This window comes from Sphingomonas sp. IBVSS2 (genome assembly GCF_002127225.1).
Classification (GTDB): Bacteria; Pseudomonadota; Alphaproteobacteria; order Sphingomonadales; family Sphingomonadaceae; genus Sphingomonas.
The window spans coordinates 855,574-871,079 of sequence record NZ_NFUR01000001.1 but is presented as its reverse complement, the minus strand read 5'-3'; the positions used below and the strand labels follow the sequence as shown (position 1 = coordinate 871,079).

At 68.4% G+C, this 15,506-nt stretch carries 12 protein-coding genes; 8 read left to right on the top strand and 4 right to left on the bottom strand.

Annotation, left to right across the window (positions count from 1 at the left end; all coding sequences use genetic code 11):
• Positions 1 to 68: 68 nt before the first annotated feature.
• The 3 genes from CAP40_RS04245 to CAP40_RS04235 all read right to left on the bottom strand — a co-directional run bounded on the left by CAP40_RS04245 (position 69) and on the right by CAP40_RS04235 (position 4,975).
• Complete coding sequence (locus CAP40_RS04245) at positions 69 to 851, bottom strand: DsbA family protein (RefSeq protein ID WP_179187901.1); 783 nt, start codon at positions 849 to 851, stop codon at positions 69 to 71.
• Positions 852 to 856: 5 nt separating this feature from the next.
• Complete coding sequence (locus tag CAP40_RS04240) at positions 857 to 2,215, bottom strand: M48 family metalloprotease (protein ID WP_086128065.1); 1,359 nt, start codon at positions 2,213 to 2,215, stop codon at positions 857 to 859.
• Between the two features lie 135 nt (positions 2,216 to 2,350).
• Positions 2,351 to 4,975, bottom strand: a complete 2,625-nt coding sequence (locus CAP40_RS04235; protein ID WP_179187899.1) for a ribonuclease E/G — start codon at positions 4,973 to 4,975, stop codon at positions 2,351 to 2,353.
• Between the two features lie 484 nt (positions 4,976 to 5,459).
• On the opposite strand from CAP40_RS04235, the gene CAP40_RS04230 reads away from it, so the two are divergent.
• From CAP40_RS04230 to CAP40_RS04215, 4 genes are all read left to right on the top strand, one after another.
• Positions 5,460 to 6,722 (top strand): N-acetylmuramoyl-L-alanine amidase, encoded by a 1,263-nt coding sequence (locus tag CAP40_RS04230; RefSeq protein ID WP_086128064.1) that lies wholly within the window; start codon positions 5,460 to 5,462, stop codon positions 6,720 to 6,722.
• A gap of 223 nt (positions 6,723 to 6,945) precedes the next feature.
• Positions 6,946 to 9,462, top strand: a complete 2,517-nt coding sequence (locus CAP40_RS04225; RefSeq protein WP_086128063.1) for a penicillin-binding protein 1A — start codon at positions 6,946 to 6,948, stop codon at positions 9,460 to 9,462.
• A gap of 119 nt (positions 9,463 to 9,581) precedes the next feature.
• Positions 9,582 to 10,709: a peptide chain release factor 2 gene (gene prfB, locus CAP40_RS04220; protein WP_086128062.1), complete on the top strand. Its 1,128-nt coding sequence runs from the start codon at positions 9,582 to 9,584 to the stop codon at positions 10,707 to 10,709.
• Positions 10,706 to 11,473 carry a class I SAM-dependent methyltransferase gene (locus tag CAP40_RS04215; RefSeq protein ID WP_086128061.1) on the top strand — a complete coding sequence of 256 codons (768 nt, stop codon included), beginning with the start codon at positions 10,706 to 10,708 and terminating at the stop codon, positions 11,471 to 11,473. The genes prfB and CAP40_RS04215 overlap by 4 nt, the downstream gene beginning before the upstream one ends.
• Here CAP40_RS04215 and CAP40_RS04210 read toward each other — a convergent pair.
• Positions 11,459 to 11,887 (bottom strand): JAB domain-containing protein, encoded by a 429-nt coding sequence (locus CAP40_RS04210; protein WP_256924008.1) that lies wholly within the window; start codon positions 11,885 to 11,887, stop codon positions 11,459 to 11,461. The two genes, CAP40_RS04215 and CAP40_RS04210, sit on opposite strands and share 15 nt — an antisense overlap.
• Positions 11,888 to 12,005: 118 nt before the next feature.
• On the opposite strand from CAP40_RS04210, the gene CAP40_RS04205 reads away from it, so the two are divergent.
• From CAP40_RS04205 to CAP40_RS04190, 4 genes are all read left to right on the top strand, one after another.
• Positions 12,006 to 12,800 (top strand): thymidylate synthase, encoded by a 795-nt coding sequence (locus CAP40_RS04205; protein WP_086128060.1) that lies wholly within the window; start codon positions 12,006 to 12,008, stop codon positions 12,798 to 12,800.
• Positions 12,797 to 13,678: a hypothetical protein gene (locus CAP40_RS04200; protein ID WP_086128059.1), complete on the top strand. Its 882-nt coding sequence runs from the start codon at positions 12,797 to 12,799 to the stop codon at positions 13,676 to 13,678. Before CAP40_RS04205 ends, CAP40_RS04200 begins: the two co-directional genes overlap by 4 nt.
• A 139-nt stretch (positions 13,679 to 13,817) precedes the next feature.
• The gene (locus CAP40_RS04195; RefSeq protein ID WP_086128452.1) at positions 13,818 to 14,288 is read left to right on the top strand and encodes a dihydrofolate reductase; all 471 of its coding nucleotides are present in this window, start codon (positions 13,818 to 13,820) and stop codon (positions 14,286 to 14,288) included.
• Positions 14,285 to 15,457 (top strand): dipeptidase, encoded by a 1,173-nt coding sequence (locus CAP40_RS04190; RefSeq protein WP_086128058.1) that lies wholly within the window; start codon positions 14,285 to 14,287, stop codon positions 15,455 to 15,457. The genes CAP40_RS04195 and CAP40_RS04190 overlap by 4 nt, the downstream gene beginning before the upstream one ends.
• Positions 15,458 to 15,506: the final 49 nt, after the last annotated feature.

The window sequence follows — 15,506 nt, the reverse complement described above, 5'->3', positions numbered from 1 at the left end:
CAACCGGTCGGTACAAAAATCGGGGCAGTAATTCCTTCCCGGCCCTGCCTCGGGGAGGAAATGGCGGGTTATTTCTTCCGCGCCTCGGCCACGGCCGCGGCGAGCCCGTCATAGTCGCGCATGCCGTAGAGCAGCTTGCCGCCGATCACCCAGCTCGGCGTGCCGGTCATCGCCAGCTTCCGGCCGAACTTGTGGTTGGCGATGATCTCGTCCTCCACGGCCTGCGAGGCCAACGCCTGCTTCGCTCGCGCCATGTCGAGCCCGGCCTTCTGCGCCGCGGCCTCGATGTTGCCCGCGCTCGGCCCGTCGGTCGCGAACAGCGCGTCGTGGAAGACGGGGAACTTGTCCTGCTCGGCCGCCGCCAGCGCCCAGCGCGCGGCGACGATGCTGTCCGGCCCCAGCACCGGATATTCGCGGTAGACGACCCGCACGTTCGGATCGCGCTTCAGCAGCTCCGCGATCGCGGGCAGGCTCGCGCGACAATAGCCGCAGGCATAGTCCATGAACGCGACCAGGGTGACGTCGCCCTTCGGATTGCCCGCCCAGGCGCCGGCATAGGGCGACTGCAATCGGGGCAGCTCGCCCGGCAGCGCCTTGCTGGCCACGGCCTCCGCTTCGGCCTGGACCTTCTCGGCCCTGGCGCTCTGCTTCTGGTTGTAGCGCTCGACCGATTCGAGCAGCACCTCGGGATGGGCGAGCAGATAGTCGTGCACCACCCGCTCCACCGCGCCGCGCTGGCCCATGCCGGGAACCAGCGCCTGGATGCCCGCGAAGATGCCCGCGCCGAGCAGCGCGCACAGCACGAATGCGCCGACCAGTGCCGGCGGCGACCGCAGAAGCCGTTCGATCATTGCCCCTATCGGTCCTTCTTCTTTTTCCGGATTTCGTCCCAGGCGGTCTGCGAGACCATGTTGATGTCCTGCGCGCGCACCCAGTCGGGCGAGCCTTGCGGAAGCCCGGCCATGGCGGCGCGCGAACTCATCAGCGCGGTGCCGACATCGCCCATCAGATGCGCCCGCTCGGCCGTGGCGAGCGCGGTGCGCGGCTCGTCGCCCTTGCGATCATAGACGGTGCCCAGGTTCATCCAGGCAAAGGGATTGTCGTTGTCGCGCGCAACCGCCTGCTTGAGCACGCGCTCGGCCTCGGCAAGGTTCGCCTTGTCCTCGGTCGCGAGCAGCGCATGGCCGAAAGTGCTGGCGATCAGCGGCTGGTTACCGGAAAGCGCGGTCGCCTCGCGCAGCGGCTCCAGCGCTTCGGTCGGCTTGCCCGATTCGAGCAGGATCTGCCCCTCGAGCTCGAGGAAATAGGGATCCTTGGGCGCCACCTTCACCAGTGCCGTCGTCTCCGCCGCCGCCTGCTCGGGATAGCCCGATTTGTGATAGGCATAGGCACGCGCATAATGCGCATAGACCGACTGGTCCCTCGGCGGATATTTGGCGAGCGTGTCCTTGGCCTCGTTGACATAGCCGCGCAGCTTGGCCTGGACGCGCTTGAAGCGAGTCTCGAGATCCCGGTCGAGCGGCTTCTGCCAGCTCGGCGCGTTCATCAGGTCCGCCTTGAGCGTCTCGACGCGATCCTGGGACATCGGGTGAGTCTGGGCGAAGGGATCGACTTCGGGGTTGGTGGTGTAATAGCCGTAGCGGTGCATCTGGGCCGTGAGCTTGTCGAAGAAGCTCAGCATGCCGCGGCCACTGATCCCGGCACCGTTGAGGAACTTGGCGCCGGCCGCATCGGCCGAGCTTTCCTGGATCCGGCTGAAGGAAAGATATTTGCCGATCGCCGCGCGCTGGCCGGCGGCGAGGACGCCCATGCCCGCCTCGCCGCTGCCCGCCGCCATCGCCGCCACGCCGAGCAGCAGGCTGAGGATCGAGATGCTGGTGTAGCCGCCATCGCGCTGGAACACCGCATGGCCGCCGACGATATGGCCGATCTCGTGCGCGATGACGCCCTGCACTTCATTGGCGGTGTCGGCGGCGTCGAGCAGGCCCGAATGGACATAGACGATCTGCCCCCCGGCGACGAAGGCGTTGATCGAACTGTCGTTGATCAGCACCACCTTGGCATTGGCGGGCGAGAGGCCGGCCGCGACGAACAGCGGCCTGGCCATGTCGTTGAGCAGCGCCTCGGTCTCGGCGTCGCGCAGGATCGACTGGGCGGCGGCGGGCTGGATCCAGAGCAGCAAGGCAGCCGAGAACAGGGCGAGGATGCGCTTCATGGCCGTCCGTATCCTCCGATTTCCGACCGCGATCAATGGCATTGGCCGTGCGTGCGCACCGATGAACCGCACGTGAAGCCACGAAAAGGGGCGCCGGCCCATCGGACCGGCGCCCCCTTCCCTCGGGTCCTGGAATCAGGCGCCGAAGGTGCGCTGCCACCAGCCGCGACGCGGGGTGCCGTCTTCGTTCTCGCCCTCTTCGCCTTCACCTGCCTCGACCGGGGCGGTGTCCTGCGCCACGGGCGCGGGCTCTTCCGCCGGCACGGGCGCCGCTGCTGCGCTCACTGCCTTCTTGCGGGTGCGCTTCGGCTTGGCCGGCGCTTCCTCGGCCGCCGGCTCGGGCGCCGGCGCGACCGGAGCCTCGACCGCGGGCGCGGCTTCGGCCTCGACGGCTTCCACCTTCTTCTTGCGGGCGCGCTTCGGCTTGGCCGGAGCCTCTTCCGCTACCGGCTCGGGCGCCGGCGCGGCCGCAGCCTCGACCGCGGGCGCAGCTTCGGCCTCGACGGCTTCCGCCTTCTTCCGGCGCGTGCGCTTCGGCATGGCCGGGGCTTCCTCCGCGACCGGCTCCGGCGCCGCCTCGTCCGCTTCCGCGGCCTCGCTCACCGGTGTCTCGGCCGCATCGTCGCCGGCTTCCTCGCCGCCCTCGACCCGATCGCCACGGCGACCGCCACGACGGCCACGCCGACGGCGCTTGCGGCCGCCCTCGCGCGCCTCGCCCTCGGCGACCGGGGCTTCCTCGCCCTCCTCGGCTTCACCGGCATCGCCAGCCTCGGCCTCGGCCTCGCCTTCGGTCTCACCCTCGGCGCCCTCACCCTGCTCCTCGCGACGGCCACGGCCGCGACCGCGGCGGCGGCGGCGGCGCTTGCCGCGCCCTTCGCCTTCCTCGCGCTCGCCGCGACGTTCGCCCTCGGCCTCGGCCTCGAGCTCCTCCTCTTCCTCGTCGATCTCCTCGACGTAGTCGTCGTCCTCCGGCTCCTCGACCAGCTTCTCGAACCGCGGGGCATGCGCCGGCGGCGGGCCCGAAGCCTCGACCGACATGCGCGCGCCCTCGAGCTCGCCGTCCGACAGGATCTCGACGGTGACGCCGTAGCGATCCTCGATCTCGGCGATGTCGGCGCGCTTCTTGTTGAGCACGTAGAAGGCGGCTTCCTGGCTGGCCCGCAGCGTGATCAGCGAGCCGCGGCCACGCGCGGCCTCGTCCTCGATCAGGCGCAGCGCGGAAAGGCCGGCCGACGAAGCGGTGCGGACCAGGCCGGTGCCCTCGCAATGCGGGCACTGGACGGTCGAGGCCTCGAGCACGCCGGTGCGCAGCCGCTGGCGGCTCATCTCCATCAGGCCGAACGCCGAGATGCGACCCACCTGGATGCGGGCGCGATCGTTCTTCAGCGCCTCCTTCATCGCCTTCTCGACCTTGCGGACGTTGGACGAGTGATCCATGTCGATGAAGTCGATCACGACCAGGCCGGCCATGTCGCGCAGGCGCAGCTGGCGGGCGATCTCGTGCGCGGCCTCGAGGTTGGTCGCGGTCGCGGTCTGCTCGATATTGTGCTCGCGCGTCGAGCGGCCCGAGTTGATGTCGATCGAGACCAGCGCCTCGGTCGGGTTGATCACCAGATAGCCGCCGCTCTTCAGCTGGACTACGGGATTGTACATCGCCGAGAGCTGGTCCTCGACGCCGGCGCGCTGGAACAGCGGCACCGCATCGGCATATTGCTTCACCTTCTTGGCATGGCTCGGCATCAGGAGCTTCATGAAGTCCTTGGCCTGGCGATAGCCGTCCTCACCCTCGACGATCACTTCGTCGATGTCGCGATTGTAGATGTCGCGGATCGCGCGCTTCAGCAGGTCGCTGTCACCGTAGACGAGCGCCGGCGCGGTCGACTTGAGCGTGTTCTCGCGGATCCCGTCCCACAGCCGGGCGAGATAGTCGAAGTCGCGCTTGATCTCGACCTTGGTGCGCTGGAGGCCCGCGGTGCGGACGATGCAGCCCATGGTCGGCGGCAGCTTCAGGTCCGCCATGATGCCCTTGAGGCGCTTGCGGTCCGCGGCCGACGAGATCTTGCGCGAGATGCCGCCGCCATGCGCGGTGTTCGGCATCAGCACGCAATAGCGGCCGGCGAGGCTGAGATAGGTGGTGAGCGCCGCGCCCTTGTTGCCACGCTCTTCCTTGACGACCTGGACCAGCAGCACCTGGCGGCGGCGGATCACGTCCTGAATCTTGTAGCGGCGGCGCAGGTTCATGCGGCGCTGGCGCAGCGCCTCGGCCGGGCTGTCCTCGCCGCCGCCCTTGCCGCGGCGCTTGCGCGAACGGCCGCCCTCGCGGGCTTCCTCGCCCGCCTCGGCATCGGCCTCGTCCTCGCCGTCCTCGTCGTCGTGCGGGCGCTCGAGCACTTCCACGCCACCTTCGTCATGGTCGTGGTCGTGGTCCTCGTCGCCATCCTCCTCGGCGCGCAGCGCGGCTTCCTCGGCGGCGTGCTCGGCCTCCTCGCGCAGCAGCGCTTCGCGATCCTCCTTGGGGATCTGGTAATAGTCGGGATGGATTTCGCTGAAGGCCAGGAAGCCGTGGCGATTGCCGCCATAATCGACGAACGCCGCCTGGAGCGACGGTTCGACGCGTGTCACCTTGGCCAGATAGATGTTGCCCTTGAGCTGCTTGCGCTCGGCGGACTCGAAATCAAACTCCTCGATTCGGCTTCCCTTGACGACCGCCACGCGGGTTTCCTCCCGGTGGCGTGCGTCGATCAGCATACGCATGGTCATTTATTGTTCTCCGGGCGCGCCGGCCCCAGCCCTCTGGATTGGTGTTGCGGAGGGCTCGCGCAGGCGCGCGATATGCAAAGCGGCCCTGGCCGGCGGATTCGCCGGCTGCGGTCTCGCGGGTTTCGAAAACTGCTGCTGCTCGAAGGACACGCGCGAACCGGTAGTCCGCCGACTCCGCCGCCATCACGCGGCCGGCCATCGGGGCCGGTCGGTGCGAGCGTTGCGGAAATTGCCTCATGCGAGCGTCAACCTGAACTGTCGCGGCAAGATGTGGCCGCGGGAAAGGGCCGGCGCAAGGGCCGGCCTGGGGTTGCCTAGCATTACCGCGGCGGCGCGGCAACCTTGGCGCCAACCGGCAAGTCCTTGCCGCCTTGCCGGCAATAATATGCCGAATCACAAATTAACCGCATCGTTTCACGGCGATTTGAGACGCGCCGCCTAGTCCGGACTCGTCAGGGCAGACGCGTAGTCAGAGTATCTAATCATGGTTTTGGGCTGGACCCCCGGAGCCCGGGCGCGGCATAGCGTCAGGGTGCTGTTCCTGCTCGCCTTGCTCTCCGGCTGGTTGACCGGAGTTCCAAGCTGGGCGGGCGTCGTGCAGGAAGTGCGAGTCAAGGGTGACCGGGTGATCGTCAGGTTCGACGAGCCCGTCTCGCAGGCGAGCGCCTTCATGCTGGCTGGACCGCAGCGGATCGTTCTCGACGCCAGGGGCGCCGAGCCGGGCAATCGCGCCTATGCCGATGGGCCGGTGGCAAGCATCCGCCAGGGCTCGCAAGGCGCAGAGGGTGCGCGGATCGTGCTCGACCTTGCGCGGCCGGCGATCGTGACCGAAGGCAGCTTCGGGCGCGACGGGCGCACGCTCGTGCTGCAGCTGCGCACCGTGGACGATGCGCAGTTCGCCCGCGCCGCGGCCGAGCGCCGGATGAGCTTCCTGCCGCCCTTCTCCTATGTCCAGCCCGCCGGGCACAGCCGCTACAGCGAGACGATCGCCCTGCCCCGGCGCGCGCCGCCGGCGGCGTTGCCGCACGTCTATGGCGCGTCCGACCGCCCGCTGGTGGTGATCGACGCCGGCCATGGCGGGCACGATCCCGGCGCGATCGGCGCGAGCGGCCTGCGCGAGAAGGACCTCACGCTCAAGGCCGCGCTGGCGATCAGGGACGCGCTCATCGCCTCGGGCCGGGTGCGCGTGGCGCTCACCCGCGAGGACGATCGCTTCCTGGTGCTCCAGGAGCGCTATGGCCTGGCGCGCAAGCTGGGCGCGGACCTGTTCATCTCGATCCACTGCGACAGCGCCGGCAATGCCGAAGCGTCGGGCGCGACCGTCTACACGCTCTCCGAAGTCGCCTCCGACAAGGAAGCGGCGCGGCTCGCGGCGCGCGAGAACAAGGCGGACATCATCGCCGGCGTCGACCTCGGCACCCAGAATCCGGACATCTCCTCGATCCTCATCGACCTCACCCAGCGCGAGACGATGAACGCTTCGGCGAGCTTCGCCCGGCTGCTCGGCCGCGAGGCCCAGCCGCTGATCCCGATCAAGGCCAATTACCATCGCATGGCCTCGCTCATAGTGCTCAAGGCGCCGGACATGCCCTCGGTGCTGTTCGAGACGGGCTATATCTCGAACCAGGGCGATGCCGCCTTCCTCGCCTCGGACGAGGGGCGCAGGAAAGTGGCGCAGAGCGTGCGCAAGGCCGTGGAGATCCATTTCGCGACCCGCATGGCGTCGCGGACTTTGGCCTCCCGTTGAACGCATCCCCTTCTTCTTCCTCCCCTCGGGGTTCATTATAGAGGGTGCGCGGGGAAGTGGTTCCGAAGGCGGTAAAAAGGGTTTCGGCGCGATTTACCCTGGCCGCCACCCCCGTACGCCGGCCGTCACCCCCCTCTTCGCGGAGATGACGGAGGAAGGCGCGATGCCGGCCACCAGACTCCCCGCTTCCTTCCGCCTCCAATCCTGCTAAACCGCGAGCCGCATGTCCGACGGTTCCACCACTTCCAGCGTTAAGATGCGCATCAAGCGCGAGATCGGGGGCTTCAAGGGGCTTTTCGGCCGCGTGCGCCATCGCTGGTGGTTCCGGATCCTGGCGGTGCTCGCGCTGCTCGCCGGCCTGTTCGTGTTCCTCGTCTGGCTGTTCATCGCGCGCAACCTGCCCTCGGTCGACACGCTCAAGAACTACGAGCCGCCGCTCCCGACGAACGTCCGCTCGGTCGAGGGGCTGCCGATCCACAGCTATGCGCGCGAGCGCCGCGTGCAGCTGAGCTTCGCCGAATATCCCAAGCTCCTCGTCGAGGCGTACATGTCCGCCGAGGACAAGACCTTCTTCGAGCATCACGGCGTCGATTTCCCCGGCCTCGCCCGCGCCGCCTTCCAGGGGCTGATCAGCGGCTCCACCCCGCGCGGCACCTCCACGATCACCCAGCAGGTCGCCAAGAACCTGCTGGTCGGCAACGAGACGAGCTATCTGCGCAAGGCCAAGGAGGGCATCCTGGCCTGGCGCATGGAGGACACGCTCACCAAGCAGCAGATCATGGAGCTGTACCTCAACTCGATCGAGCTGGGCCGCAACGCCGGCGGCGTCGAGGCGGCGAGCCAGGCCTATTTCGGCAAGGAGCTCGACAAGCTCAACCTGCCGCAAATGGCCTATCTGGCGATCCTGCCCAAGGGACCGTCCAATTACGATCCGGAGCGCCACACCCAGCGTGCGCTCGATCGCCGCAACTGGGTGCTCGGGCAGATGCTCGACAACGGCTTCATCGACCAGGCGCAGCATGACGCGGCGGTCGCCTCGCCGCTCGGCACCGTGCCGCGCCAGACGCCCCGGTTCGAGCGCGTCGGCGGCTATTTCGTCGAGGAAGTGCGCCGCCAGCTGATCGACAAGTTCGGCGAGACCGACGAGAGCGGACCCTACAGCGTCTATTCGGGCGGCCTGTGGGTGCGCACCTCGCTCGATCCCAAGCTCCAGCAATATGCGCAGAAGGCGCTGCGCGACGGCCTGCTGCGCTATGATCGCGGCCGCGGCTGGTCGGGCCCGATCGGCCATGCCGATGTCGGCAAGAGCTGGCTCCAGTCGTTCCTCAACACCAATATCGGCGTCGACTATGAGGATTGGCGCGCCGGCGTGCTGATCGAGCGCGCGGGCGATGGCTGGCAGATCGGCTTCGACGACGGCACCACCGGCACCTTGCCCAAATGGGGCGCGACCATGCCGGTGCGCGGCCAGGGCGGCCAGGCGTTCGACGCGTTCAAGCCCGGCGACATCGTCGCGGTGGCGCCGGAAGCGGCCGGCCAATGGTCGCTCCGCTCGATCCCCAAGGTCTCGGGCGGCATGGTGGTCGAGGATCCGCGCACCGGCCGCATCCTCGCCATGCAGGGCGGCTTCGATTCGCGCCTCCAGGCATTCAATCGCGCCACCCAGGCCCAGCGCCAGCCGGGCTCGACGATCAAGCCGATCGTCTATGCCGCCGCGCTCGAACAGGGCATGACCCCGACCTCGATCGTGGTCGACGGCCCGTTCTGCGTCTGGCAGGGCGCCAATCTCGGCCAGAAATGCTTCCGCAACTTCGGCAATGCCCGCGGCGCCGGCCCCAAGACGCTGCGCTGGGGCATCGAGCAGTCGCGCAACCTGATGACGGTGCAGATCGCCAACCAGACCGGCATGGACCATGTCGTCGACCTGATGCAGCGCATCGGCGTGTCGCGGCAGAAATTCCCGCCCTATCTCAGCTATGCGCTGGGCGCCGGCGAGACGACCGTGCTGCGCATGGTCAACGCCTATTCGATCCTGGTGAACCATGGCCGCGCGCTCAACCCGTCGCTGATCGACTTCGTCCAGAACCGCAAGGGCGCGGTGGTATGGCCCGAGAACTGGCGCCCGTGCGAAGGCTGCAACGCGCCCGACTGGAAGGGCGGCGCGATGCCGCGCCCGGTGAACCGCGCCAAGCAGGTGATCGACGCGCTCTCCGCCTATCAGATGGTCCATATCGCCGAGGGCGTGGTCCAGCGCGGCACCGCCACGGTGCTGCGCGACATGAACCGGCCGATGATGGGCAAGACCGGCACCACCTCGGGGCCCACCGACGTGTGGTTCGTCGGCGGCACCCCGCAGATGATCGGCGGCCTCTATATCGGCTATGACACGCCCACCAATCTGGGCGGCTATGCCCAGGGTGGCTCGATCGCGGCGCCGATCTTCAAGGAATTCGCCATCCCCGCCTTCGAAGGCATGGAGAAGGTTCCCTTCACCGCGCCGCAGGGCATCCGCATGGTCCGCATCGACCGCGCCTCGGGCAAGCCGGTGACCGGCGCGTGGCCGACGAGCGACCCGCTCTCGGGCGTGATCTGGGAAGCCTTCAAGCCCGATACCGAGCAGCGCCGCGGCCGGCGCGAGCAGGACGAGACGCAGGAAACCAAGGCCGTCGAGAAGAAGGTCGCGCCGAAGAAGCAGGAAGGCGACAGCGACTTCTTGCAACGCGAGGGCGGAATCTACTAGCGCGGCGCATTACATCGTCATCCCGGCGAAAGCGGGGATCTCAGGCGGCAAGCATCCGGCCTGAGGCACGAGATCCCGGCCTTCGCCGGGATGACGTAAAAGATTTGGAGTTACCGATTATGCGCGCCGAAGCGCAGGCTCATGTCGACAACATCAAGGAGTCGCTCGCGCTGCTCCGCCGCTTCCTCGATTGGGATCGCGCGCTGCGCCGCCTCGACGAGCTGAACGCGCGCGTCGAGGACCCGACTCTCTGGAACGACGCGAAAAAGGCCCAGGACGTGATGCGCGAGCGCCGCCGCCTCGACGAGGCGATCTCCGCCACGCGCGCGATCGAGACCGAGCTCAACGACACCGCCGAGCTGATCGAGATGGCCGAGGCCGAGGGCGACGAGGAAATGGCGAGCGAAGGTACCGCCAGCCTCGCCGCGCTGGCCGAGCGCGCCGAGAAGGACAAGGTGATGGCCCTGCTCTCGGGCGAGGCCGATGCCAACGATACCTATATCGAGATCAACGCGGGCGCCGGCGGCACCGAGAGCAACGACTGGGCCGGCATGCTCCAGCGCATGTACACGCGCTGGGCGGATCGCCACGGGCTGAAGGTCGAGCTGATCGACTTCCATGCCGGCGAGCAGGCCGGCATCAAGTCCGCCACGCTGCTGGTCAAGGGCGAGAACGCCTATGGCTATGCCAAGACCGAGAGCGGCGTGCACCGCCTCGTGCGCATCAGCCCCTATGACAGCGCGGCGCAGCGCCACACCAGCTTCTCGAGCGTGTGGGTCTATCCGGTGATCGACGACAATATCGAAGTCGAGATCAACGAGAGCGAGCTGCGCATCGACACCTATCGCGCGTCGGGCGCCGGCGGCCAGCACATCAACACCACCGATTCGGCAGTGCGCATCACGCACCTGCCGACGGGCATCGTGGTGCAGTGCCAGAACCAGCGTTCGCAGCACAAGAACAAGGCCGAGGCCTATAACCAGCTGCGCGCCCGCCTCTACGAGCGCGAACTGGCCGAGCGCGAGGCCGCGGCCAACGCCACCAATGCCACCAAGACCGATATCGGCTGGGGCCACCAGATCCGCAGCTATGTCCTCCAGCCCTATCAGCTGGTGAAGGACCTGCGCACGGGAGTCACGTCCACCGCGCCCTCGGATGTGCTCGACGGAGACCTCGACGCCTTCATGGCGGCTGCGCTATCGCAGCGCGTGACCGGCGAGACGGTCGAAGTGGAGGATGTCGATTGAGATCGGGCCTTGCCCTGCTCCTGGGATCGGCGCTGGCCGCATGCAGCGGCGGGTCGGCGCTCGACAATCGAGAAGAAGGCGCGCCCGCGATCAACAGCGGCTTCCCCGCCGCCGACCGTCCGGTCGCCACCATCCTCTCCCCGCGCTGGTCGACCGAGGAAGCGCGCGACCGGCTGAACGAAGCGGCGCAGGTGATGGACCTGGCCGGGATCAAGCCCGACATGACCGTGGCCGATATCGGCGCGGGCGAGGGCTATTACACCGTCCGCCTGGGCACGCGCGTCGGCAAGAAGGGCCGGGTCGTCGCGGAGGACATCGTGCCCGACACTATCCAGAAGCTCGCCGGCCGCGTGATCCGCGAGCGGCTCGACAATGTCAGCGTGCGCCTGGGCCTGCCCGCCGATCCGCGCCTGCCCGAGAACAGCTTCGATCGCGTCCTCATGGTCCATATGTATCATGAGATCGAGAGCCCGTACGAGTTCCTGTGGCGGCTCCGCCCCGCGCTCGCGCCGGACGGCCAGGTGGTGGTGGTCGACGCCAATCGCCCGACCCAGGATCACGGCACGCCGCCGGCGCTGCTCAAATGCGAGTTCGCCGCAGTGGGCTATACGCTCGTCTCGATCCGGCCCATGCCCTCGGCCGGCGGCTATATCGCGATCTTCGAGGCGCAGGGCGACCGGCCCGAGCCCAGCGCGATCCGTGCCTGCAAGAGCGGCAAGACCGCGACGCCGGCCAGCATGTCCCGGGAATCAAAGGAACCCTAGGCTACGGAAACTGGTGGTGCCGCGCGCCGCGACCACCAGATGATCGAGCAGCCGCACGCCCAGCGTGTCGAGCGCCCGGGCGAGCCGATCGGTCGCCGCGCGATCGGCCGGGCTGGGCGTTGGATCGCCGCTCGGATGGTTGTGCGCCATCACCACGGCAAAGGCATGGAAGGCGATCGCGTCCGCCGCCACGTCGCGGATCGGCAGGTCGAGCCGGTCGCGATGCGGCGAGCGGACATGGCGGATGCCCAGCACCTGCTGGTGCCGGTCCAGATAGGCGAAGGCCAGCACCTCCACCGTCTCGCGCGCGAGCGGCGCGAACAGCACGCTCGCGGCCCGGGCATCGGCCAGGCGCAGCGGCGGGTTCTCGGCATCGGAAAGCATCGCGCGGCGCTGCCATCCGCCGTCCGCCACCCGAAGCGCGACCGGATCCGTTCCGGACGGGCGCGGCGGGCGCCCGGGGCGGCTTTTCTCCACAATGGAGGCAACTCGCCCGCTTGGCGCCGCCGGGGCGCGGGGCTAGGCTGTGCCCATGGAGCAATATCTCGACCTGATGGCGCGGGCGCTCGAGCACGGCGCCGAGCAGATGGACCGGACCGGCACCGGCACGCGCAGCGTGTTCGGCCACCAGATGCGCTTCGACCTGTCGCAGGGCTTCCCGCTGCTCACCACCAAGAAGCTGCACCTGCGCTCGATCCTCATCGAGCTGCTCTGGTTCCTGCGCGGCGACACGAATGTGAAATGGCTGCAGGAGCGCAAGGTCAGCATCTGGGACGAATGGGCCGACGAAGCGGGCGAGCTGGGCCCGGTCTATGGCAAGCAGTGGCGCGACTGGGAAGCGGCGGACGGCCGCCATATCGACCAGATCGCCGAGCTGATCGAGACGCTGAAGACCAACCCCCATTCGCGCCGGATGATCGTCTCCGCCTGGAACCCGGGCGAGCTCCACGCCATGGCGCTGGCGCCCTGCCACTGCCTGTTCCAGTGCCATGTCGCGAACGGCAGGCTGAGCCTCCAGCTCTACCAGCGCTCGGCCGACATCTTCCTCGGCGTGCCGTTCAACATCGCCAGCTATGCGCTGCTCACGCACCTGCTCGCCCAGCAGACGGGGCTCGAGGTGGGCGACTTCGTCTGGACCGGGGGCGACTGCCACCTCTATTCGAACCATCTCGACCAGGCGCGCGAGCAGCTCTCGCGCACGCCCGGCCCGCTCCCCCGGCTGGAGATCCTGCGCAAGGCGCCGTCGATCGACGCCTATGAATATGAGGATTTCGCCATCCACGGCTATGAGGCGCAACCGCATATCAAGGCGCCGGTGGCGGTATGATCCGGCTCGCCGCGCTGGCCCTGCTGGCGCTGGCGCCGGCGGCGACGCAGGAGGCCGGCTATCAGGTCGTCCCCTCCCGGGCCGACCCCGCGGTCAAGGCGTTCGACGATCCCAGCTATGTCTTCGCCGGGGACCGGCTGCCGGCGGATGCGCCGCTGGCGGTGTTCCTGCCGGGCACCAATGGCAAGCCCGCATATAACGCCAATCTGATGCGCTTCGTCGCCGGGCTCGGCTACCGGGCGATCGCGCTCGGCTATGACAATGATCCGGCCGTGGTGCAGGTCTGCACCGCCGACCCCGATCCCGACTGCGCGAGCGACTTTCGCGAGATGCGGGTCTTCGGCACCGGCAAGTCCAGAACGGTGTCCAATCCCCGGGCCGAGGCCATCGTGCCGCGCCTGGTCGCGCTCCTCCGCCTGCTCGAGCGGGAACAACCCGGCCGGGGCTGGGGCCAGTATCTCGACGGCGACAGCCTGAAGTGGGAAGCGATCCTCTTCTCCGGCCAGTCGCAGGGCGCGGGCATGGCGGCGTGGATCGCCAAGCGCCACAAGGTCCGCCGGGTCGTGCTGTTCTCCAGCCCGTGGGAGACCAGCGGCCGCGAGCGCCGGCCCGCGCCCTGGATCTCCGAGCCCAGCGCCACGCCGATCGCGCGCTGGCAGGCGGCGTACAACAGCCGCGAGAACACCGTGCCGCTGATCCGGGCGGCCTATGCGGCGCTCGGCCTGCCGGCGGCGCAGGTGCATGTGCTGACGCTCGACCTGCCGCCGGGCTTCGGCGCGAACAGCCCCAATCCCTATCACGGCGCCGGCATCCGCGACCCGCGCTATGCCGAGACATGGCGCGCGATGTTCGGCAAGGGCAGCGACGCGCCGGAATGATCCATGGCCGTCACCCTGAACTTGTTTCAGGGTCCAACTATCCACAGACGATATCCTTCGCGGCACCTTGGATGCTGAAACGCGTTCAGCATGACGGGTTTCAATACAGAACCACATCTGCTTCTGTCGCCCGATGCAGCTGATCTCCTTCCATCTCGCCCGGGCCGACAATGGCGTGATCGGCGCCGACGGCAGGCTGCCCTGGCACCTGCCGGCCGATCTCCGGCGCTTCAAGGCGCAGACCATGGGCAAGCCGATGATCATGGGGCGCAAGACCTTCGAGAGCTTCCCCGCGCCGCTGCCCGGCCGCCGCCACATCGTGCTCACCCGCGACGCCGCCTGGCGGGCCGAGGGCGCCGAGGTCGCGCATTCGCCGGCGGAGGCGCTGGCGCTGGCCGGGCCGGGCGAAGTCGCGGTGATCGGCGGCGCCGAGATATTCGCGCTGTTCGCGCCGGACCGGATCGAGCTCACCGAAATCCATGCCGCGCCGCCGGGCGACGCGATCGTCCCCGCTTTCGGGGTTGAATGGCGCGAAGTTGCGCGCGAGGATTTCGCCGAGGAAGCGGGGCGCCCTGCCTATAGCTTCGTGACGCTGGAGCGGGTGGGATGAAGAAGAAGATCCTCTGGGGCGTGCTGATCGTGCTCCTGCTGGCCGTCGTCGGCTTTTTCGGCTTCGCGCCGGGCATCGTCGAAGGCAGCATGAACAAGGTGGTGCCGGTCAAGCTCGCCAAGCCGAGCGACGCGGTGAAGCAGCTCCACGCCTCGCTCCAGATCGCGGACATGCATGCCGACACGCTGATGTGGCGCCGCAGCCTGCTCGAGCGCTCGAACACCGGCCAGGTCGACTTGCCCCGGCTGATCGAGGGCAATGTCGCGCTCCAGGTCTTCTCCTCGGTCACCAAGACGCCCAAGCATCAGAATTACGACGCGAATTCGGGCGATACCGACAATATCACGCTGCTCACCATCGCCCAGCTCCAGCCGCCCAAGACCTGGACCTCGCTGCTCGAGCGCTCGCTTTTCCATGCCCGCAAGCTCGATCGCGCGGCGGCGGGATCGAACGGCAAGCTGCGCGTGATCCACAGCCCCGCCGATCTCGACCGGCTCCTCGCCGATCGCGCCGCGGGCAAGAAGGTGGTGGGCGGCATGCTCTCGATCGAGGGGCTGCAGGACCTGGAAGGCCAGATCGCCAATCTCGACAAGCTCCACGCCGCGGGCTTCCGCATGGCCGGGCTCGCGCATTTCTTCGACAACGACATCGCCGGATCGATGCACGGCATCCACAAGGGCGGGCTCACCCCGCTCGGCCGCCAGGTGGTGGCGCGGATGGAGCAGCTCGGCATGATCGTCGACATCGCCCATTCGAGCCACGAATCGGTCGCCGAGATCCTGGCGATGGCCAGGCGCCCGGTCGTCTCCAGCCATGGCGGCGTGCAGGCGACCTGCAAGGTGAACCGCAACCTGACCGATGCGGAGATCCAGGGCGTGGCGCGCACCGGCGGCGTCGTCGGCATCGGATATTGGGACGCGGCGGTGTGCGGCACCGAGCCGGCCAATGTCGTCCGCGCGATCCTGCACGTGCGCGACCTGGTGGGGATCGACCATGTCGGGCTCGGCTCGGATTTCGACGGCGCGGTGACGACCGGCTGGGATTCGTCGCAGCTGATCGCGATCACCGGCGCGCTGGTCGATGCCGGGCTCTCGCCCGACGACATCCGCAAGGTGATGGGCGGCAACGTGCTGCGCGTGATCCGCGCGGGAATCGTGGCGGGACAGTGAAGGCCCTCCCGCAGGGGGAGGATTTGATCGCCACGCTCGCCCCCCCTAT